Raw genomic sequence first — 18,140 nt, forward strand, 5'->3', positions numbered from 1 at the left:
GAGACACCCGGGGGAGGGCGTCGTGAGCAACATTCCCGAGACGGGCCGGACCCCGCGGGTCCAGATCCGCCTCGTCGTCATCCAGGTCCTCGTCTTCTCCCTGCTCCTCACCCTCCTCGGTCGCCTCTGGTACCTCCAGATCCGCAACGGCGAGGAGTACTCCGACGAGGCGAGGAACAACCACGTCCAGCAGGTCGTCCAGCCCGCCGTCCGCGGCACCATCCTCGACGCCCGAGGCGTACCCCTCGCCGACAACGAGACCCGCCTCGTCGTCTCGGCCTCCCGCACCGAGCTCATGCGCATGAAGGACCGCGGCAGGGGCGTCCTCACCCGCCTCGCCGGCGTCCTCGGCATGACGCCCAAGGAGGTCATGGACAAGGTCCGCCTCTGCGACTCCGAAACCCCGCAGCCCTGCTGGAACGGCTCCCCCTACCAGCCGATCCCCGTCACCGACGAGGCCACCACCCAGCAGGCCCTGCAGATCCGCGAGCGGGCCGAGGACTTCCCCGGCATCACCGCCGAGCCCACCGCCGTACGCCGCTACCCGGCCCCCGGCAAGGCCCGCACCGCGCAGGTCCTCGGCTACCTCTCGCCCGTCACCGACGAGGAGATCGAGAAGGCCAAGGACACCGACTCGCCGTTCCTCCGCTCCGACCAGGTCGGCCGCTCCGGCATCGAACGCACCTACGACAAGTACCTGCGCGGCAAGGCCGGCGTCACCCGCTACGAGGTCGACAACCTCGGCCGCGTCATCGGCCAGGCGGAGAACGACCCGACCGTCCCCGGCTCCACCCTCGTCACCTCCATCGACGCCCGCGTCCAGGCCGTCGCCGAGTACGAGCTCCACGAGGCGATGAAGAACGTCCGCAAGGAGACCGACAAGATCACCGGCCGCCCCTACAAGGCGGACGCGGGCGCCGTCGTCGTCATGGAGTCCAAGACCGGCCGCGTCGTCGCGATGGCCTCCCAGCCCGACTACGACCCCAACGCCTGGGTCGGCGGCATCTCCGGCAGGGAGTACGCCAGGCTCACCGGCAAGAACTCCAACTACCCGCTGCTCAACCGGGCCATCCAGGGCCAGTCGCCCGCCGGCTCCGTCTTCAAGGTGGTGTCGGCGAGCGCGGCCGTGCGGGCCGGCTACCCCTTCGACGACCGCTACAACTGCAGCGCCTCCTACAGCCTCGGCGGCCGGAGCTTCGCCAACTTCGAGTCCAAGGGGCATGGCCCCATCACCCTCGGGGACGCCCTCAAGTACTCCTGCAACACCGTCTTCTACGCCCTCGGCCACAAGGAGTGGCAGCGCGACGGCGGCCTCAAGCCGAACAAGGACGCCCACGACTGGTTCTACCGGACCGCCCACGAGTTCGGGTTCGGCGCCGAGACCGGCATCGACCTGCCGAACGAGGTCAGCGGCCGCATCCCCGACCGCCGGTGGAAGCAGCGGTTCTGGGAGGCCAACAAGGACTCCTGGTGCAAGCAGGGCAAGAAGGGCGGCAGCTACGTCGAGCAGATCGCCTACGAGAACTGCCTCGAAGGCAACCAGCTGAAGGCCTTCGACAGCATCAACTTCGCCATCGGCCAGGGCGACGTCCTCATCACCCCCGTCCAGCTGGCCACCGCCTACGCCGCCATCAGCAACGGCGGCACCCTCTTCGCGCCCACCATCGGCAAGGCCCTGATCAGCCCCGACGGCAAGAAGGTGCAGGAGATCAAGCCCAGGGCCCGCGGCAGGCTGCCGGTCGACGCGGAGACCATCAGCGACCTCGACAAGGGCCTGCGCTCCGTCGTCGAACCCGGCGGCACCGCCGCCTGGCGGTTCGGCGGATGGCCGCAGGACAAGATCCCGATGCGCGCCAAGACCGGCACCGCCCAGGTCTACGGCAAGCAGACCACCTCGTGGTTCGCGACCTACACCGACGACTACACGATCGTCATGACGATCTCGCAGGGCGGCACCGGCTCCGGCGCCTCCGGCCCGGCGGTCCGCAACATCTACGACGCCCTGTACGGCCTCGACGACGAGGGCGACCAGGACCTCAAGCGGGCCCTCCTGCCCAAGCCGCAGAAGGACCTGCCGAAGATCCAGCCCGACGGCACCATCGAGGCGCCCCCCGTCAAGCCGTACGACCCCGAGGCGCAGAAGCCCGGGACGGGTGAGGGACGGGACGACGAACAGCAGGGCCTCGCCGGCCCGCCGGTCTGGAGGGACTGACCCGCCGTGCCCGCAGCCAACAGCACCCTGTCCGTCCCCCGCTACGCCCCCGAGCCGGGGGGCCTGTGGGCCAGGCTCACCGCCCGCGACTCCCCGGTGCGCCGCCTCGACTGGCCACTGATGCTCTCGGCACTGGCCCTGTCCCTCGTCGGCGCGCTCCTCGTGTGGTCGGCCACCCGCAACCGCACCGAGCTCAACCAGGGCGATCCGTACTCCTTCCTCTTCAAGCACCTGCTCAACACGAGCATCGGCGTCGCCCTGATGGTCGGCACGATCTGGCTCGGGCACCGCACCCTGCGCGGCGCGGTACCCGTCCTGTACGGCGTCTCCGTCGTACTCGTCCTGCTCGTCCTCACCCCGCTGGGCGCCACCATCAACGGCGCCCACGCCTGGATCGTCCTCGGCGGCGGCTTCTCCCTCCAGCCGTCCGAGTTCGTGAAGGTCACGATCATCCTCGGCATGGCGATGCTCCTCGCGGCCCGCGTCGACGCCGGGGACCAGGTCCACCCCGACCACCGCACCGTCGCCAAGTCCCTGGCCCTCGCCGTCGTCCCCATGGTGATCGTCATGCTGATGCCGGACCTCGGCTCCGTGATGGTCATGGTCGTGATCGTCCTCGGCGTGCTCCTCGCCTCCGGCGCCTCCAACCGGTGGATCCTCGGCCTGATCGGCGCGGGCGTCGCCGGCGCGGTCCTCGTCGCCGCGCTCGGCGTCCTCGACGAGTACCAGATCAACCGCTTCGCCGCGTTCGCCAACCCCGAACTCGACCCCGCGGGCGTCGGCTACAACACCAACCAGGCCCGCATCGCCATCGGATCCGGCGGCCTGTACGGCGCCGGCCTCTTCAACGGCCACCAGACGACCGGCCAGTTCGTCCCCGAGCAGCAGACCGACTTCATCTTCACCGTCGCCGGCGAGGAGCTCGGCTTCCTCGGCGCCGGCACGATCATCGCCCTGCTCGGCCTCGTCATGTGGCGCGCCTGCCGCATCGCACGGGAGACCACCGAGCTGTACGGCACGATCGTCGCCGCCGGCGTCATCGCCTGGTTCGCCTTCCAGTCCTTCGAGAACATCGGCATGACCCTCGGCATCATGCCCGTCGCCGGCCTGCCCCTGCCGTTCGTCTCCTACGGCGGCTCGTCCATGTTCGCCGTGTGGATCGCCGTCGGCCTGCTGCAGTCCATCCGTTCCCAGCGGCCCATAGCCGCATGAGCACATGACGCCCCGGTGACGCCGTGGACTACATTCGGTGTATGGCGGATACGAAACGTGAGATAGAGCGAAAGTACGAAGCCACCACCGACGCCCGGGTGCCGGACCTCACCCGGGTGCGCGGCGTCTCCCGCGTCGTCGACACGGGCACCGCGGACCTCGACGCCGTCTACTACGACACCCCCGGCCTGCGCCTCGCCGCCCACTCCGTCACCCTGCGCCGCCGCACCGGCGGCGACGCGGGCTGGCACCTCAAACTGCCCGTCGCCCCCGGTGTCCGCGACGAGGTCCACGCACCCCTCGACGACCACGTGCCACCCGCCCTCGCCGCGCTCGTCCGCGCCCTCACCCGCGGCGAGGACCTCGTCCCCGCCGTACGGCTGCGCTCCTCCCGCGACGTACGCCACCTCCTCGACGACGGCGGCGGCCTCCTCGCCGAACTGAGCACCGACACGGTCCACGCCGAGCGCCTCACCGGCGACGGCGGCACCGCCCGCTGGACCGAGATCGAGGTGGAACTCGCCGACGGCGGCGACCCCGCACTGCTGGACGCCGTCGACAAGCGCCTCCGCAAGGCCGGCGTCCGCCCCGCCGCGGCCCCGTCGAAACTCGCCCGCGCCCTGGAGGAGACCGGCACCCCGCCCCCGGCGGCCCGGCCCGCGGAACACGACACGGCCGGCGGTCACGTCCTCGCCTACCTGCGCGAACAGGCCGACGCCCTGCTCACCCACGACATCGGCCTGCGCCGCGACCACCCCGACTCCGTCCACCGGATGCGCGTCGCCACCCGTCGCCTGCGCAGTGCCTTCCGCAGCCACCGCAAGGTCCTCGACCGGGAGGCCACCGATCCCGTCGCCGCCGAACTGAAGTGGCTCGCCGCCGAACTGGGCGTCGACCGCGACCGGGAAGTGCTCGACGAGCGCCTGCGCGAGGCCCTGGACGCCGTCCCGCGCACCCTCCGGCTCGGCCCGGTGCACGCCCGCCTCGACCGCTGGTCCGCCGCCCGCCGGGCCGGCTCGCGCGACCGCCTCCTGGAGATCCTCGACGGCGACCGCTACCTCTCCCTCCTCGACGCCCTGGACGCCCTCCTCGCCGGCCCGCCGCTGCGGCCCGCCGCGGCCAAGTCCCCGCGGAAGGCACTCGCCAAGGCGGTCGCGAAGGACCAGGCCCGCGTGGCGGCCCGCATCCGGCACGCCCTGGCGCTCGACCCCGGCCACGACCGGGACACGGCCCTGCACGAGGCGCGGAAGGCCGCCAAGCGCGCCCGCTACGCCGCCGAACTCGCCGTCCCCGCCCTCGGCGGGCCCGCCCGGCGCCTCGTCAAGGACATGAAGGCCCTCCAGAAGCTCCTCGGCGACCACCAGGACGGCGTCGTCGCCCGCGAAGCCCTCCGGGAGATCGCCGTCCAGGCCAACGGCGCGGGCGAGTCGTCCTTCACCTGGGGCCTGCTCCACGCCCGGGAGGAGGCCCGGGCCGCCGACCGCGAACGCGAGCTGCCGGGCCTGTGGGCGGAGGCGCGGGGCCTGGACGGCTGAGTCGTTCACCGTGCCGGGGGCGACCCGGAGCGCGTTACGCTTGAGAGTCGCCCCCATCAGCTCACGAAGGTTCCCCGAAATGCCTGAGTCGGTCTTCCCACAGCTCGAAGCTCTGCTCCCGCATGTGCAGAAGCCGATCCAGTACGTCGGCGGCGAGCTCAACTCCACGGTCAAGCCCTGGGAGAGCTGCGACGTCCGCTGGGCCCTGATGTACCCCGACGCGTACGAGGTCGGCCTGCCCAACCAGGGCGTCATGATCCTCTACGAGGTGCTGAACGAGCGCGAGGGCGTCCTCGCCGAGCGCACCTACAGCGTCTGGCCGGACCTCGAGAAGCTGATGCGCGAGAAGGGCGTGCCGCAGTTCACCGTCGACAGCCACCGCCCCGTCGGCGCGTTCGACGTCTTCGGCCTCAGCTTCTCCACCGAGCTGGGCTACACCAACATGCTCACCGCGCTGCTGGGCTACACCAACATGCTCACCGCGCTCGACCTGGCGGGCATCCCCCTGGAGGCGAGGGACCGCGGCGTCGACCACCCGATCGTCCTCGCCGGCGGCCACGCCGCGTTCAACCCCGAGCCGATCGCCGACTTCGTCGACGCCGCGGTCATCGGCGACGGCGAGCAGGCCGTGCTGGAGATCACCGACATCATCCGCGCGTGGAAGGCCGAGGGCCGCCCCGGCGGCCGCGAGGAGGTCCTCCTCCGCCTGGCCAGGACCGGCGGCGTGTACGTCCCGCGCTTCTACGACGTGGAGTACCTGCCCGACGGCCGCATCGGACGCGTCGTGCCCAACCGCTCCGGCGTGCCGTGGCGCGTGTCGAAGCACACCGTCATGGACCTCGACGAGTGGCCGTACCCGAAGCAGCCGCTCGTCCCGCTCGCCGAGACGGTCCACGAGCGGATGTCCGTCGAGATCTTCCGCGGCTGCACCCGGGGCTGCCGCTTCTGCCAGGCCGGCATGATCACGCGCCCCGTGCGGGAGCGGAGCATCACCGGCATCGGCGAGATGGTCGACAAGGGCCTCAAGGCGACCGGCTTCGAGGAGGTCGGCCTGCTCTCCCTGTCCTCCGCCGACCACTCCGAGATCGGCGACATCGCCAAGGGCCTCGCGGACCGCTACGAGGACGACAAGATCGGCCTGTCCCTCCCCTCCACCCGCGTCGACGCCTTCAACGTCGACCTGGCCGACGAGCTGACCCGCAACGGCCGCCGGTCCGGCCTCACCTTCGCCCCCGAGGGCGGCTCCGAGCGCATGCGCAGGGTCATCAACAAGATGGTCTCGGAGGAGGACCTGATCCGCACGGTCGCCACGGCGTACGGCAACGGCTGGCGCCAGGTGAAGCTCTACTTCATGTGCGGCCTCCCCACCGAGACCGACGAGGACGTCCTCCAGATCGCCGACATGGCGGCGAACGTCATCGCCAAGGGCCGCGAGGTGTCGAAGTCCAACGACATCCGCTGCACGGTCTCCATCGGCGGGTTCGTGCCCAAGCCCCACACCCCGTTCCAGTGGGCGCCGCAGCTCTCCGCCGAGGAGACCGACGCCCGCCTGGAGAAGCTCCGCGACAGGATCCGCGGCGACAGGAGGTACGGCCGCTCGATCGGCTTCCGCTACCACGACGGCAAGCCCGGCATCGTCGAGGGCCTCCTGTCGCGCGGCGACCGCCGCGTCGGCGCCGTCATCCGCGCCGTCTACGAGGACGGCGGCCGCTTCGACGGCTGGCGCGAGCACTTCAGTTACGACCGCTGGATGGAGTGCGCCGCGAAGACGCTGCCGCAGTACGGCGTCGACGTCGACTGGTACACGACGCGCGAGCGCACCTACGAGGAGGTCCTGCCCTGGGACCACCTCGACTCCGGTCTGGACAAGGACTGGCTGTGGGAGGACTGGCAGGACGCCCTCGACGAGACCGAGGTCGAGGACTGCCGCTGGACGCCCTGCTTCGACTGCGGCGTCTGCCCCGCCATGGACACCTCCATCCAGATCGGCCCCACCGGCAGGAAACTGCTCCCGCTCACGGTCGCCGAGTAACCGGCGACCGGGCACCGGCGTCCCGGCGGCCCGCCCCGGAGGGAGACCCCGGGGCGGGCCGCCGCGTTACGGGACCGCGGAACCGGAGGACCGGTGCACCGCCCGGCCCGCCGGTCCCACCGCGAGCTGCGCACCCCGCCGCCCGCCCGCGCCGCGGTGCGGCGCCCAGCCCCCGACGCGGCCCGCGCCGCGCCCGCCTCCGCCCGCGACCCGCTGCGCCGCGCCGTCCGGCGCGGGTCCCCCCGCACGGTCCGTGGGAATGGGACGCGTTCCTCCGCGTACCCTGGGTAGTACAACGACTGCTCCCGGCGCGGCGCCCGCCCCCGAGGCCCTCCCGCACCGGCGGGGGCGACCCGGGCGGGACCCCCGGGGCCGTCCCACCGCATCCGGTGGGCGGCGCGCCACCGCGCCGCCCCGCACCGAGGAGAAGAACCACTGGGCAAGCGACAGCCCGAAGGCCCGCCGCCCGCACCGGCGGTGCAGCGCATCCGACTGCGCTACACCAAGCGCGGCCGCCTCCGGTTCACCAGCCACCGAGACTTCCAGCGCGCGTTCGAGCGCGCGCTGCGCCGCGCCGAGGTGCCCATGGCGTACTCGGCCGGTTTCACACCCCATCCCAAGGTGTCGTACGCGAACGCCGCGCCGACCGGCACGGCCTCCGAGGCCGAGTACCTGGAGATCGCACTCACCGAACCGCGCGACCCCGCGAAGCTGCGGGTGCTGCTCGACGAGTCCCTGCCCGACGGCCTCGACATCGTCGACGCCGTCGAGGCCCGCACCCCGGGCCTCGCCGACCGGCTCACCGCCTCCGTGTGGGAGTTGCGGCTCGACGGGGTCGACCCGGCCGACGCCGAGCGGGCCGTCGCCGCGTTCCTCGCGGCGGGTACCGTGGAGGTGCAGCGCATGACCAAGAACGGTCTGCGCACCTTCGACGCCCGCGCCGCCGTGGCGGGACTCGAAGCCGCGCCCGCTCCGGCTGATAGGCCGCTGGACGGCCCCTGTGCGATACTGCGGCTGGTCGTTCGGCACGTGACACCCGCCGTTCGACCCGACGACGTCCTGTCCGGTCTCCGCGCTGTGGCCGACCTGGCGCCGCCGGTCCCCGCAGCGGTGACCAGGCTGGCGCAGGGGCTCTTCGACGAGGAGTCCGGCACGGTGACCGACCCGCTCGCGCCCGACCGCGAGGCAGTCACGGCCGCCCCTTCCAAGGCCGCCGGGCCCGCCGCCGCGACGGCGCCGGAAGGTGCAGGTTCCGCGTAGGGACGGTCGTCGAAACGCGGCCCTGGCATTCGGGAGCCACCTGGGTCGGGCCGCGTACAGACACAGGAGACTTTCGTCAGGCCGTACGCCGAAGGCGTAGGGAACCGGCGAGCCAGACATACAGCTCCCGTGCGGCGCCCGCGCCCCGGACGGCGGCCACCGCGTACGACGCGGTGCCGCGGCCGGACCGGACACAGGCGCGACGCCCGGGAGCGTGACGGGAGAACTGCCCGCATGCTCGAGTCGAACGAGACCGGCACCGCCGGTACCAGCGAAGAAGACAACACACCCAGCGGCACGCTGCCGCCGCGCCGCAGGCGCCGTGCGGCGTCGCGCCCCGCGGGTCCGCCGGTCGCGGCGGACACCGCCCCCGAGACCGTCGTGACCACGGCCGCCCCGGCCGAGGCCGCCGTGCCCGAGACGCCTTCCACCGGGTCCGGGGAGGCCGTCGAGGCCGCCGCTCCGGCTCGTGCGCGCCGCCGCGCCACGCGCAAGGCGACGGCTCCGGCCGTCGAGGGTTCCGGGGCGGCCGCGGTGGCGGGGGAGCCCGTGGAGGAGCCGGCCGTCGAGGCCGCGGCTCCGGTTCGTGCGCGTCGTCGTGCCACGCGTAAGGCGACGGCTCCGGCCGTCGAGGGTTCCGGGGCGGCCGCGGTGGTGGAGCCGCGGGACGTCGAGGCTGTGGAGCCTGCCGCCGTGTCGGGGGCCGCCGTCTCCGAGGAGTCGTCCGAGGCTCCCGAGGCCGCGGCTCCGGTTCGTGCGCGTCGTCGTGCCACGCGCAAGGTGGCGGCTCCGGCCGTCGAGGGTTCCGGGGCGGCCGCGGTGGTGGAGCCGCAGGCGCAGGCCGTTCAGGTCTCCGCCGCCGCCGAGGCCGTCGCGCCCGCCGGGTCCGAGGCTCCCGAGGCCGCGGCTCCGGTTCGTGCGCGTCGTCGTGCCACGCGCAAGGTGGCGGCTCCGGCCGTCGAGGGTTCCGGGGCGGCCGCGGTGGTGGAGCCGCAGGCGCAGGCCGTTCAGGTCTCCGCCGCCGCCGAGGCCGTCGCGCCCGCCGGGTCCGAGGCTCCCGAGGCCGCCGCTCCGGCTCGTACGCGCCGCCGCGCCACGCGCAAGGCCACCGCCCCGGTCGCGCGCCCCGAGACCGAGACGGAGACCGAGACCGAGACGGGCGAGAGCCTGCCCGCCACCGCCGTCGAGCAGATCACCGCCGACGAGTCCGGCCAGGTCGCCGCCGCCGAGCAGGCCGCCTCCCGGGGGCGTACGCGCCGCCGCGCGACCTCTCCGCAGTTCACCGCCGAGCCCCCGCGCGGCCCCGAGCGCGGCCGCCGCCCGGCACGCCCCGCCGTGCCGGTGTTCCAGGCCCCGGTCTTCACCGAGCCGATGTTCCAGACCCCGGAGACGGCCGCCGCGGCCGCCGCCGCCGAGGCCGCGGAGGCCGCCGCCGAGGCGGAGGAGGAGACGGCCGAGACCGCCACACCCGTCGCCGAGCGCGTCGAGGCCGGTGGGCGCCGCCGTCGCCGCCGGGGCGAGGCCGCGGAGGCCGCCGAGGCCGCGCCTTCCGCCGGACCCGCCGCCGCCGAGGAGGCGGAGGCCGAGGACGAGACCGCCGGGGACGAGGCCGAGCAGGCCGTCGCCGAGGACGAGGAGCAGGACGACTTCGAGGAGCGACCGTCGCGCCGCCGCCGCCGGGGCGGCCGTCGCCGCCGCCGCGGCGAGTCGGCCGACGACCACGACGAGACCGTCGTCGAGGACGACGAGCAGGGCGACGAGGACGGCGCCGACGGCGAGGACGCCGAGCACGAGCCCGAGGGCCCCGAGGGAACCGAGGGTGACGCCACCCCGTCCGCCGCCGGCACGAGCAGCTCGCGCCGCCGTCGTCGCCGCCGCCGCCGCAGCGGCGAGCCCGCCGAGGCCGAGGCGGCCGCGGAGGAGGACGGCGTCCGCACGGTCGTCAAGGTCCGCGAGCCGCGAGCCCCGCGGGACAGGGGCGCCGAGCCGTCCGACGAGGTGCAGTCCATCAAGGGCTCCACGCGGCTGGAGGCGAAGAAGCAGCGCCGCCGCGAGGGCCGGGAGCAGGGCCGCCGCCGCGTCCCGATCATCACCGAGGCCGAGTTCCTCGCCCGCCGCGAGGCCGTCGAGCGCGTCATGGTCGTCCGCCAGAACGGCGACCGCACGCAGATCGGCGTCCTCGAGGACAACGTGCTCGTCGAGCACTACGTCAACAAGGAGCAGGCGACCTCGTACGTCGGCAACGTCTACCTGGGCAAGGTCCAGAACGTGCTGCCGTCCATGGAGGCCGCGTTCGTCGACATCGGCAAGGGCCGCAACGCCGTCCTGTACGCCGGCGAGGTCAACTTCGAGGCGCTCGGCATGGCCAACGGGCCGCGCCGCATCGAGACCGCCCTCAAGTCCGGACAGTCCGTCCTCGTCCAGGTGACCAAGGACCCCATCGGCCACAAGGGCGCCCGCCTCACCAGCCAGGTCTCCCTGCCCGGTCGGTACCTGGTCTACGTGCCCGAGGGATCGATGACCGGCATCAGCCGCAAGCTCCCCGACACCGAGCGGGCCCGGCTGAAGGCCATCCTCAAGAAGATCGTCCCCGAGGACGCCGGCGTCATCGTGCGCACCGCCGCCGAGGGCGCCAGCGAGGACGAGCTGCGCCGCGACGTCGAGCGGCTCCAGGCGCAGTGGGAGGAGATCCGGCAGAGGGCGAAGACGGGCAACGCCCCGACGCTCCTGTACGGCGAGCCGGACATGACCGTCCGCGTCGTCCGCGACATCTTCAACGAGGACTTCTCGAAGGTCATCGTCAGCGGCGACGAGGCGTGGGAGACCATCCACGGCTACGTGTCGCATGTCGCGCCCGACCTGGCGGACCGGCTGCAGCGCTGGACGTCCGAGGTGGACGTCTTCGCGACGTACCGGATCGACGAGCAGCTGATGAAGGCGCTCGACCGGAAGGTGTGGCTGCCGTCCGGCGGTTCGCTGGTGATCGACAAGACCGAGGCCATGGTCGTGGTCGACGTCAACACCGGCAAGTTCACCGGCCAGGGCGGCAACCTGGAGGAGACCGTCACCAGGAACAACCTGGAGGCGGCCGAGGAGATCGTCCGGCAGCTGCGCCTGCGCGACCTGGGCGGCATCGTCGTCATCGACTTCATCGACATGGTGCTGGAGTCCAACCGGGACCTGGTGCTGCGGCGCCTGCTGGAGTGCCTGGGCCGGGACCGCACCAAGCACCAGGTCGCCGAGGTCACGTCGCTGGGTCTGGTCCAGATGACCCGCAAGCGGGTCGGCCAGGGTCTCCTGGAGTCGTTCTCCGAGACCTGCGTCCACTGCAACGGCCGCGGTGTCATCGTCCACATGGAACAGCCCGGAACCGTCGGCGGCGGCGGCAAGCGGGCGCGCAAGCGCGGCCGCGGCGGCGCCGAGCACCCGCACGAGCACGCCGAGCCGGTGGAGGCCGCCGAGGAGCCCACCGCCGAGGTACCGGAGGCCGAGGCTCCGGAGGCCGAAGCGCCCGCCCCGGCCGCCGCTCCGGAGCCGGCGTTCGCCCCGGACGAGGAGCTGTACTCCAGCGCCGCCGAGGCCGAGGCCGCCGCGTCCCGGGGCCGCACGCGCCGCCGGGCGAGCCGCAAGGCGTCCGCCCCGGCCGGCGCGCCCCGCGCCGCGGAGACCGAGCCGGTCGTCCAGACCCCGGTGACCCCGGTGACCCCGGTCGCCGAGCCGGTGACGGCGCCGGAACCGCAGGAGCCCGCCCCGGCCGCCGAGCCGGAGCCGGTCGCCGCCGCACCGCAGGCCGCCGCCGAGGCGCCGGAGGCCGCCCCCGAGGCACCCGCCGCCGAGGCCGCAGCGCCCCAGGGCCGTACCCGCCGCCGCGCCACCCGCAAGGCCACGGCCCCGGCCGGTCCGCCGTCGGGGGCCGCGGAGGCCGCCGTCGTCGTGGCGCCCGCCGCCCCGGAGGCGCCGGCCACCGCCGAGCAGCCGGCGGCCGGAGAGCCGGCCGCCGAGGAGCCCGCGCCCGCGGCGGCCCCGCCGCGGCCGCGCCGCCGGGTGGTCCGCAAGGTCACCGCGCCGGCCGGTTCGCCGTCGGGGGCCGCGGAGGCCGCCGTCGTCGTGGTGGCCGGTCCCCCGGCGGCCGGGCCGGAGGACGGGACCGGAGCGGAGGACGGGGCCGGGCCGGAGGCGCAGGCCGCCGAGAAGCCCGCCCGGAAGACCGCCAAGAAGGCGACGGCCAAGAAGGCCGCCACCAAGAAGACGGCCGCCAAGAAGACCGCTGCGAAGAAGGCGACCGCCAAGAAGGCCGCGGCCGTCAAGACGGCGTCGAAGACGGCGAAGAAGACGGCGAAGACCGCCGGATCGGCCGGGAGGACCGCCGCGGGGGAGCCGTCCGAGCCCTCCGTGACGGTGGTCACGGAAAGCTGACCGTTCGGTGAAGTGCGACTGAAATGATCTGCGTCCCGCCCCGCATTCCTGCGGGGCGGGACGGGGATTCTGTTTCAGAACCGATGCCTCCCGCTCTTAACGGCCCGGAAATCGACAGGGACATTCCTGATAATGTGACGCCGGTCGATGCCGTCCCCCGTTCCCCACCGGAGCGCGCGGGCGGTGTGCGACCCGGTTCCGGGACGGACCCGTCCCGGCCGTCATCGGTAGGGCGTCGGCATCGCGCCGGAGGGGTAGACGCGCGCTCTCGACGAGACGTACGCACACCCCGGACCTCTGCCACGAAGAGCTCTTGCGGTGTTCAAGGAGGACGTCCATGCCGAGCGTGAACGAGCAGCCCATCCCCGCTGCCCGCCCTGTCATCGGTGAAGAGGAGATCGAAGCCGCCGTACGCGTGCTGCGCAGCGGCCGCGTCGTGCAGGGCCCCGAGGTCGCGGCGTTCGAGGAGGGCTTCGCCGACCTGGTCGAAGGCCGCCACTGCGTCGCCGTCAACTCCGGCACCTCGGCGCTGCACCTCCTCCTGATGGCCCTGGGCATCGGCCCGGGCGACGAGGTCATCGTGCCGTCGTTCTCCTTCGCCGCGTCCGCCAACGCGATCCGGCTGGTCGGCGCCGACGCCGTCTTCGTCGACATCGACCCGGGCACCTTCTGCGTGGACCCGGCCGCCGTCGAGGCCGCCGTCACCCCGCGCACGGTCGCGATCATGCCGGTGCACCTGTACGGCCACCCGGCCGCCATGGACGAGATCACGGCCATCGCGGGCAAGCACAAGCTGGCCGTCGTGGAGGACGCCTGCCAGGCGCACGCCGCGGCCCTGAACGGCACCCCGGTCGGCGCGTTCGGCGCCGGCGGCACGTTCAGCTTCTACCCGACCAAGAACATGCACTCCCTCGAGGGCGGCATGATCACGGTCGCCGACGCGGAGATCGCCCGTACGCTGCGCCTGCTGCGCAACCAGGGCATGGAGCAGCGGTACGCCAACGAGATCGTCGGCGCCAACATGCGCATGACCGACGTCGCCGCCGCCGTGGGCCGCGTCCAGCTGACGAAGCTGCACGGCTGGACCGAGCAGCGCATCGCCAACGCCGCGTACCTCTCCGAGCACATCACCGCGCCGAACGTGGTGACCCCGGTCGTCGCCGAGGGCGCGCGCCACATCTACCACCAGTACACGATCCGCGTCCGCGGCGACCGCGACGCCGCCATGGCGAAGCTCACCGGGGCCGGCGTCGGCAACGCCGTGTACTACCCGACGCCGATCCACCGCCTGAAGCCGTACTGGGAGCCGGACCAGAAGGCCGGCCGCCACTGGGACCTGCCGGAGACGGAGAGGGCGGCCGCCGAGGTCGTCTCCCTGCCCGTCCACCCGTCGCTGACCCGGAGCGACCTGGAGCGGATCGTCACCGCCGTGAACGCGCTGGGGGAGGGCCTGTGACCGCCGAAGCCACGCTCCGGGCCGGCCTCGTCGGCCTCGGCTCCATGGGCCGCCACCACGCCCGCGTCCTCGCCGGGCTGGAGGGCGTCGAGCTCGTCGGCGTCGTCGACCCGATGGGCGACAAGAACGGCTGGGCGCAGGGCGCCCCCGTCCTCGCCACCGTCGAGGAGCTGCTCGCCCTCGGCGTGGACTACGCCGTCGTCGCCTGCCCGACCGCCCTCCACGAGGAGGTCGGCCTGAAGCTGGCCGAAGCCGGCGTGTGCGCGCTCGTCGAGAAGCCCGTCGCGGACACCGTCGAGGGTGCCCGCCGCCTCGTCGAGGCGTTCGAGTCGCGCGGCCTGGTCGCCGGCGTCGGCCACATCGAGCGGTGCAACCCGGCGCTGCGCTCCCTGCGCAGCCGCCTGGAGGCCGGCGAGCTGGGCGACGTGTACCAGGTCGTCACGCGCCGCCAGGGCCCCTTCCCGCACCGCATCGCCGACGTCGGCGTCGTCAAGGACCTGGCGACCCACGACATCGACCTCACCGGCTGGGTCACCGGCCAGACGTACACCTCGATCGCCGCGCACACGGTGTCCAAGTCGGGCCGCCCGCACGAGGACATGGTCTCCGCCGTCGGCCAGCTCTCCGACGGGACCATGGTCAGCCACCTGGTCAACTGGCTGAGCCCGCTCAAGGAGCGCTTCACGTCCGTCACCGGTGAGCGCGGCTGCTTCGTCGCCGACACCCTCACCGCCGACCTGACGTTCCACTCCAACGCCGCCGTCGCCACCGAGTGGGAGGCACTGCGCGCCTTCCGCGGCGTCGCCGAGGGCGACATGGTCCGGTACGCGATCCCGAAGCGCGAGCCGCTGCTCGTGGAGCACGAACTGTTCCGCGACGCGGTCCTCGGCAGGTCCGACGACATCTGCACGCTGCGGCAGGGCCTGCGGACCGTGGAGGTCGCCGCGGCGGTCCTGGAATCCGCGGCGACCGGTGCCACCGTCCGCCTCGACGGCTCCGCCCAGGGGTAGGGGTAATCTCCCTTGACCAGACCTGATGTCACCGTCGTGGTGGCGGTCTACAACACGATGCCGTACCTGACGGACTGCCTGAACTCGCTCGTCAAGCAGAGCATCGGCGCCGACCGCCTGGAGATCGTGGCCGTCGACGACGGCTCGACCGACGACAGCGGCCGGGAACTCGACCGCTTCGCGGAGCGGTACCCCGGCCTCGTGAAGGTCGTCCACCAGGCCAACTCCGGGGGCCCGGCCGCGCCCAGCAACCGGGCCCTGGAGGTGGCCACCGGCCGCTACGTGTACTTCGTCGGCTCCGACGACTACCTCGGCCGGCAGGCCCTGGAACGCATGGTGGACTACGCCGACGAGCACGGCTCCGACGTCGTCGTCGGCAAGATGGTCGGCACCAACGGCCGGTACGTCCACCAGGCGCTCTTCAAGGAGAACACCCCGGACGTCAGTCTGTACGACTCGGCGCTGCCGTTCTCGCTGGCCAACACCAAGCTGTTCCGGCGGGACTTCGTGGAGGAGCACAAGCTGCGCTTCCCCGAGGACATGCCGGTCGGCTCCGACCAGCCGTTCACCATAGAGGCGTGCGTCCGCGCCCGGCGGATCTCCGTCCTGGCGGACTACACGTGCTACTACGCCGTGAAGCGCGGCGACGCGTCCAACATCACCTACCGCTCCGGCCACCTGTCCCGGCTGCGCTGCACCGCCCGGATGATGGAGCACGCGGCGAAGCTGATCGAGGCCGGCCCGAAGCGGGACTGGGTCCTCAGGCGGCACTTCACCTGGGAGCTGGCCAAGCTCGTCCAGGACGACTTCCCGTCCCTGGACCACGACACCCGGGTCGAGGTGTGCGCCGGCATCGCGGAACTGGCCGACGCGTACTTCACCGACGCCCTGCGCGACTCGATGGACGTCAGGCGGCGGGTGCGGATCGCCCTCGCCCGGCGCGGTGCCGTGGACCTGCTGATCCGCGCCATAGAGGACGAGGCGGAGCGCGGCGCCCCGCCGATGCTCCTGGAGGACGGCCGCGCGTACGTGCGCTACCCCGGCTTCCGCGACCCCGCCCTCGGCCTGCCCGACCGGCTGTTCGAGGTGATCGGCGAGGCCGTCCCCGGGCAGCTCGCCGACGGCACGGGCCTGGTCTCCGCCGCGTGGGAGCAGGAGGGTGAGGAGATGGCCGTCTCCCTCGCCGTCCGCGTCCCCGTCACCGGCGAGACCGCGTCCGCGACCGTCCGCCTCGCCGGCGAGCCCATGCCGAAGAGCGCCGACAGGCCCGGCGGCCGGCGCGTCCCGGTCGGCACCGGGCTGCCCCCGCTCCTCGGGGAGACCCGCCGGGAGGAGGCGGCGGACGGCACCGGGACGGTGCTGCTGGCCCGCATCCCGCTCCAGCCGGTCCGGGCCGGCCTCGGCGTCCGCGCCTACGTGGATGTGGCAGGCTCGACGTACGAGATCCCCGTCAAGACCCGGGGGGTGCCGCTGCCCCTGGCCCGGCGCTGGCGCGAGAGGGTCCCGTACCGGGTCTCCGCCACCGCGGACGCCAAGGGGCGGCTGGTCATCACCACGGCCCCGCTGTGGAAGCCCCCGCCCGGCGCCGCCCTGCGACTGCGCCGCGTCCTGTCCCGCGTGAAGAGGAAACTGACCCGATGAACATCTGTGTAGTCGCGCTCGGCAAGATCGGTCTGCCGCTCGCCGTGCAGTTCGCCGACAAGGGCCACAAGGTCATCGGCGCCGACGTCAACGAGAAGGTCGTCGAGCTGGTCAACGCCGGCACCGAGCCCTTCCCCGGCGAGCACGAGCTGGACGTCAAGCTGAAGCAGGCCGTCGACGCCGGCCTGCTCACCGCCACCACGGACACCGCCGCCGCCGTCGCGCGGTCCGAGGCCGTCGTCGTGGTCGTCCCGCTGTTCGTGGACGCCGAGGGCACCCCCGACTTCGGCTGGATGGACTCCGCCACCCGGGCCATCGCCGAGGGCCTCAGGCCCGGCACCCTCGTCTCGTACGAGACGACCCTCCCCCGTGGGCACCACCCGCACCCGCTGGGCGCCGATGCTTCAGGAGGGCTCCGGCCTCACCGCCGGCGAGGACTTCCACCTGGTCTTCTCCCCGGAGCGCGTCCTCACCGGCCGCGTCTTCGCCGACCTGCGCCGCTACCCGAAGCTCGTCGGCGGCATCGACGAGGCGTCCACCCGGCGGGGCGTCGAGTTCTACGAGCAGGTCCTCGACTTCGACGAGCGCGCCGACCTCTCCCGGCCCAACGGCGTGTGGGACCTCGGCACCGCCGAGGCGTCCGAGCTCGCCAAGCTCGCCGAGACCACGTACCGCGACGTCAACATCGGCCTGGCGAACCAGTTCGCCCGCTTCGCCGACAAGAACGGCATCGACGTCAAGAAGGTCATCGAGGCCTGCAACTCGCAGCCGTACAGCCACATCCACCAGCCGGGCATCGCCGTCGGTGGCCACTGCATCCCGATCTACCCGCGGATGTACCTGTGGAACGACCCGGAGGCGACCGTCGTCCGCTCCGCGCGCGAGGCGAACGCCGCGATGCCGGAGTACGCCGTCGACCTGCTGGCCGCCGCCTACGGCGACCTGAAGGACGCGGCCGTGCTCGTGCTGGGCGCCGCCTACCGCGGTGGCGTCAAGGAGACCGCCTTCTCCGGCGTCTTCGGAGTCGTCGAGGCGCTCGGGGCGCGCGGCGCCGTCCCGTACGTCTCCGACCCGATGTACACGGACGAGGAGCTGGCCGCCCACGGCCTCACCCCGCACCGGGGCGAGAAGGTGACCGCGGCGATCCTCCAGGCCGACCACGCCGAGTACCGTGAGCTGGCGGCCTCGGACCTGCCGGACGTGAAGGTCCTCGTCGACGGCCGCCGCACCACCGACCCGGCCCGCTGGGAGGGGGTCCGCCGCGTCGTCATCGGCGGCTGAGCACCCGCGCTCCACAACCGCTGACACCCAGGCCCCGCCCCGCCCGCCCGGCGGGGCGGGGCCGACCTGCTGGAGGTTCCACGAT

9 protein-coding genes and 1 pseudogene are annotated in these 18,140 nt (G+C 73.3%); all 10 read left to right on the top strand.

The window, feature by feature from the left end; translation table 11 throughout:
* Positions 1-22 precede the first annotated feature (22 nt).
* The 10 genes and pseudogenes from mrdA (at position 23) to LUW75_RS17090 (ending at position 18,055) form a co-directional block, all read left to right on the top strand.
* On the top strand, positions 23-2,212 hold the full coding sequence (mrdA, locus tag LUW75_RS17045; RefSeq protein ID WP_250336375.1) for a penicillin-binding protein 2: 2,190 nt from the start codon (positions 23-25) through the stop codon (positions 2,210-2,212).
* Positions 2,213-2,218: 6 nt separating this feature from the next.
* Positions 2,219-3,424 carry a rod shape-determining protein RodA gene (rodA, locus tag LUW75_RS17050; protein WP_250336376.1) on the top strand — a complete coding sequence of 402 codons (1,206 nt, stop codon included), beginning with the start codon at positions 2,219-2,221 and terminating at the stop codon, positions 3,422-3,424.
* A 41-nt stretch (positions 3,425-3,465) separates the two neighbouring features.
* Complete coding sequence (locus LUW75_RS17055) at positions 3,466-4,959, top strand: CYTH and CHAD domain-containing protein (RefSeq protein WP_250336377.1); 1,494 nt, start codon at positions 3,466-3,468, stop codon at positions 4,957-4,959.
* Between the two features lie 79 nt (positions 4,960-5,038).
* Positions 5,039-6,991, top strand: a complete 1,953-nt coding sequence (locus LUW75_RS17060; RefSeq protein ID WP_250336378.1) for a TIGR03960 family B12-binding radical SAM protein — start codon at positions 5,039-5,041, stop codon at positions 6,989-6,991.
* Between the two features lie 477 nt (positions 6,992-7,468).
* Positions 7,469-8,251 (top strand): TIGR03936 family radical SAM-associated protein, encoded by a 783-nt coding sequence (locus LUW75_RS17065; RefSeq protein ID WP_250336379.1) that lies wholly within the window; start codon positions 7,469-7,471, stop codon positions 8,249-8,251.
* A gap of 234 nt (positions 8,252-8,485) precedes the next feature.
* Complete coding sequence (locus LUW75_RS17070) at positions 8,486-12,667, top strand: Rne/Rng family ribonuclease (protein WP_250336380.1); 4,182 nt, start codon at positions 8,486-8,488, stop codon at positions 12,665-12,667.
* Between the two features lie 337 nt (positions 12,668-13,004).
* Complete coding sequence (locus LUW75_RS17075; RefSeq protein ID WP_250336381.1) at positions 13,005-14,123, top strand: DegT/DnrJ/EryC1/StrS family aminotransferase; 1,119 nt, start codon at positions 13,005-13,007, stop codon at positions 14,121-14,123.
* Positions 14,120-15,133, top strand: a complete 1,014-nt coding sequence (locus LUW75_RS17080; protein ID WP_284453844.1) for a Gfo/Idh/MocA family protein — start codon at positions 14,120-14,122, stop codon at positions 15,131-15,133. Before LUW75_RS17075 ends, LUW75_RS17080 begins: the two co-directional genes overlap by 4 nt.
* A 12-nt stretch (positions 15,134-15,145) precedes the next feature.
* Positions 15,146-16,774 carry a glycosyltransferase family 2 protein gene (locus LUW75_RS17085; protein WP_250336382.1) on the top strand — a complete coding sequence of 543 codons (1,629 nt, stop codon included), beginning with the start codon at positions 15,146-15,148 and terminating at the stop codon, positions 16,772-16,774.
* Positions 16,771-18,055: pseudogene (locus tag LUW75_RS17090) on the top strand (nucleotide sugar dehydrogenase). Before LUW75_RS17085 ends, LUW75_RS17090 begins: the two are co-directional and overlap by 4 nt.
* Positions 18,056-18,140: the final 85 nt, after the last annotated feature.

It is taken from the genome of Streptomyces sp. MRC013 (assembly GCF_023614235.1).
Lineage (GTDB): Bacteria > Actinomycetota > Actinomycetes > Streptomycetales > Streptomycetaceae > Streptomyces.

What these genes read in the sequence shown, in the direction of transcription:
- LUW75_RS17070 (WP_250336380.1), top strand. Translation starts at nt 8,486, where the DNA reads ATGCTCGAGTCGAACGAGACCGGCACCGCCGGTACCAGCGAAGAAGAC.
- LUW75_RS17075 (WP_250336381.1), top strand. Translation starts at nt 13,005, where the DNA reads ATGCCGAGCGTGAACGAGCAGCCCATCCCCGCTGCCCGCCCTGTCATC.
- LUW75_RS17060 (WP_250336378.1), top strand. Translation starts at nt 5,039, where the DNA reads ATGCCTGAGTCGGTCTTCCCACAGCTCGAAGCTCTGCTCCCGCATGTG.
- LUW75_RS17055 (WP_250336377.1), top strand. Translation starts at nt 3,466, where the DNA reads ATGGCGGATACGAAACGTGAGATAGAGCGAAAGTACGAAGCCACCACC.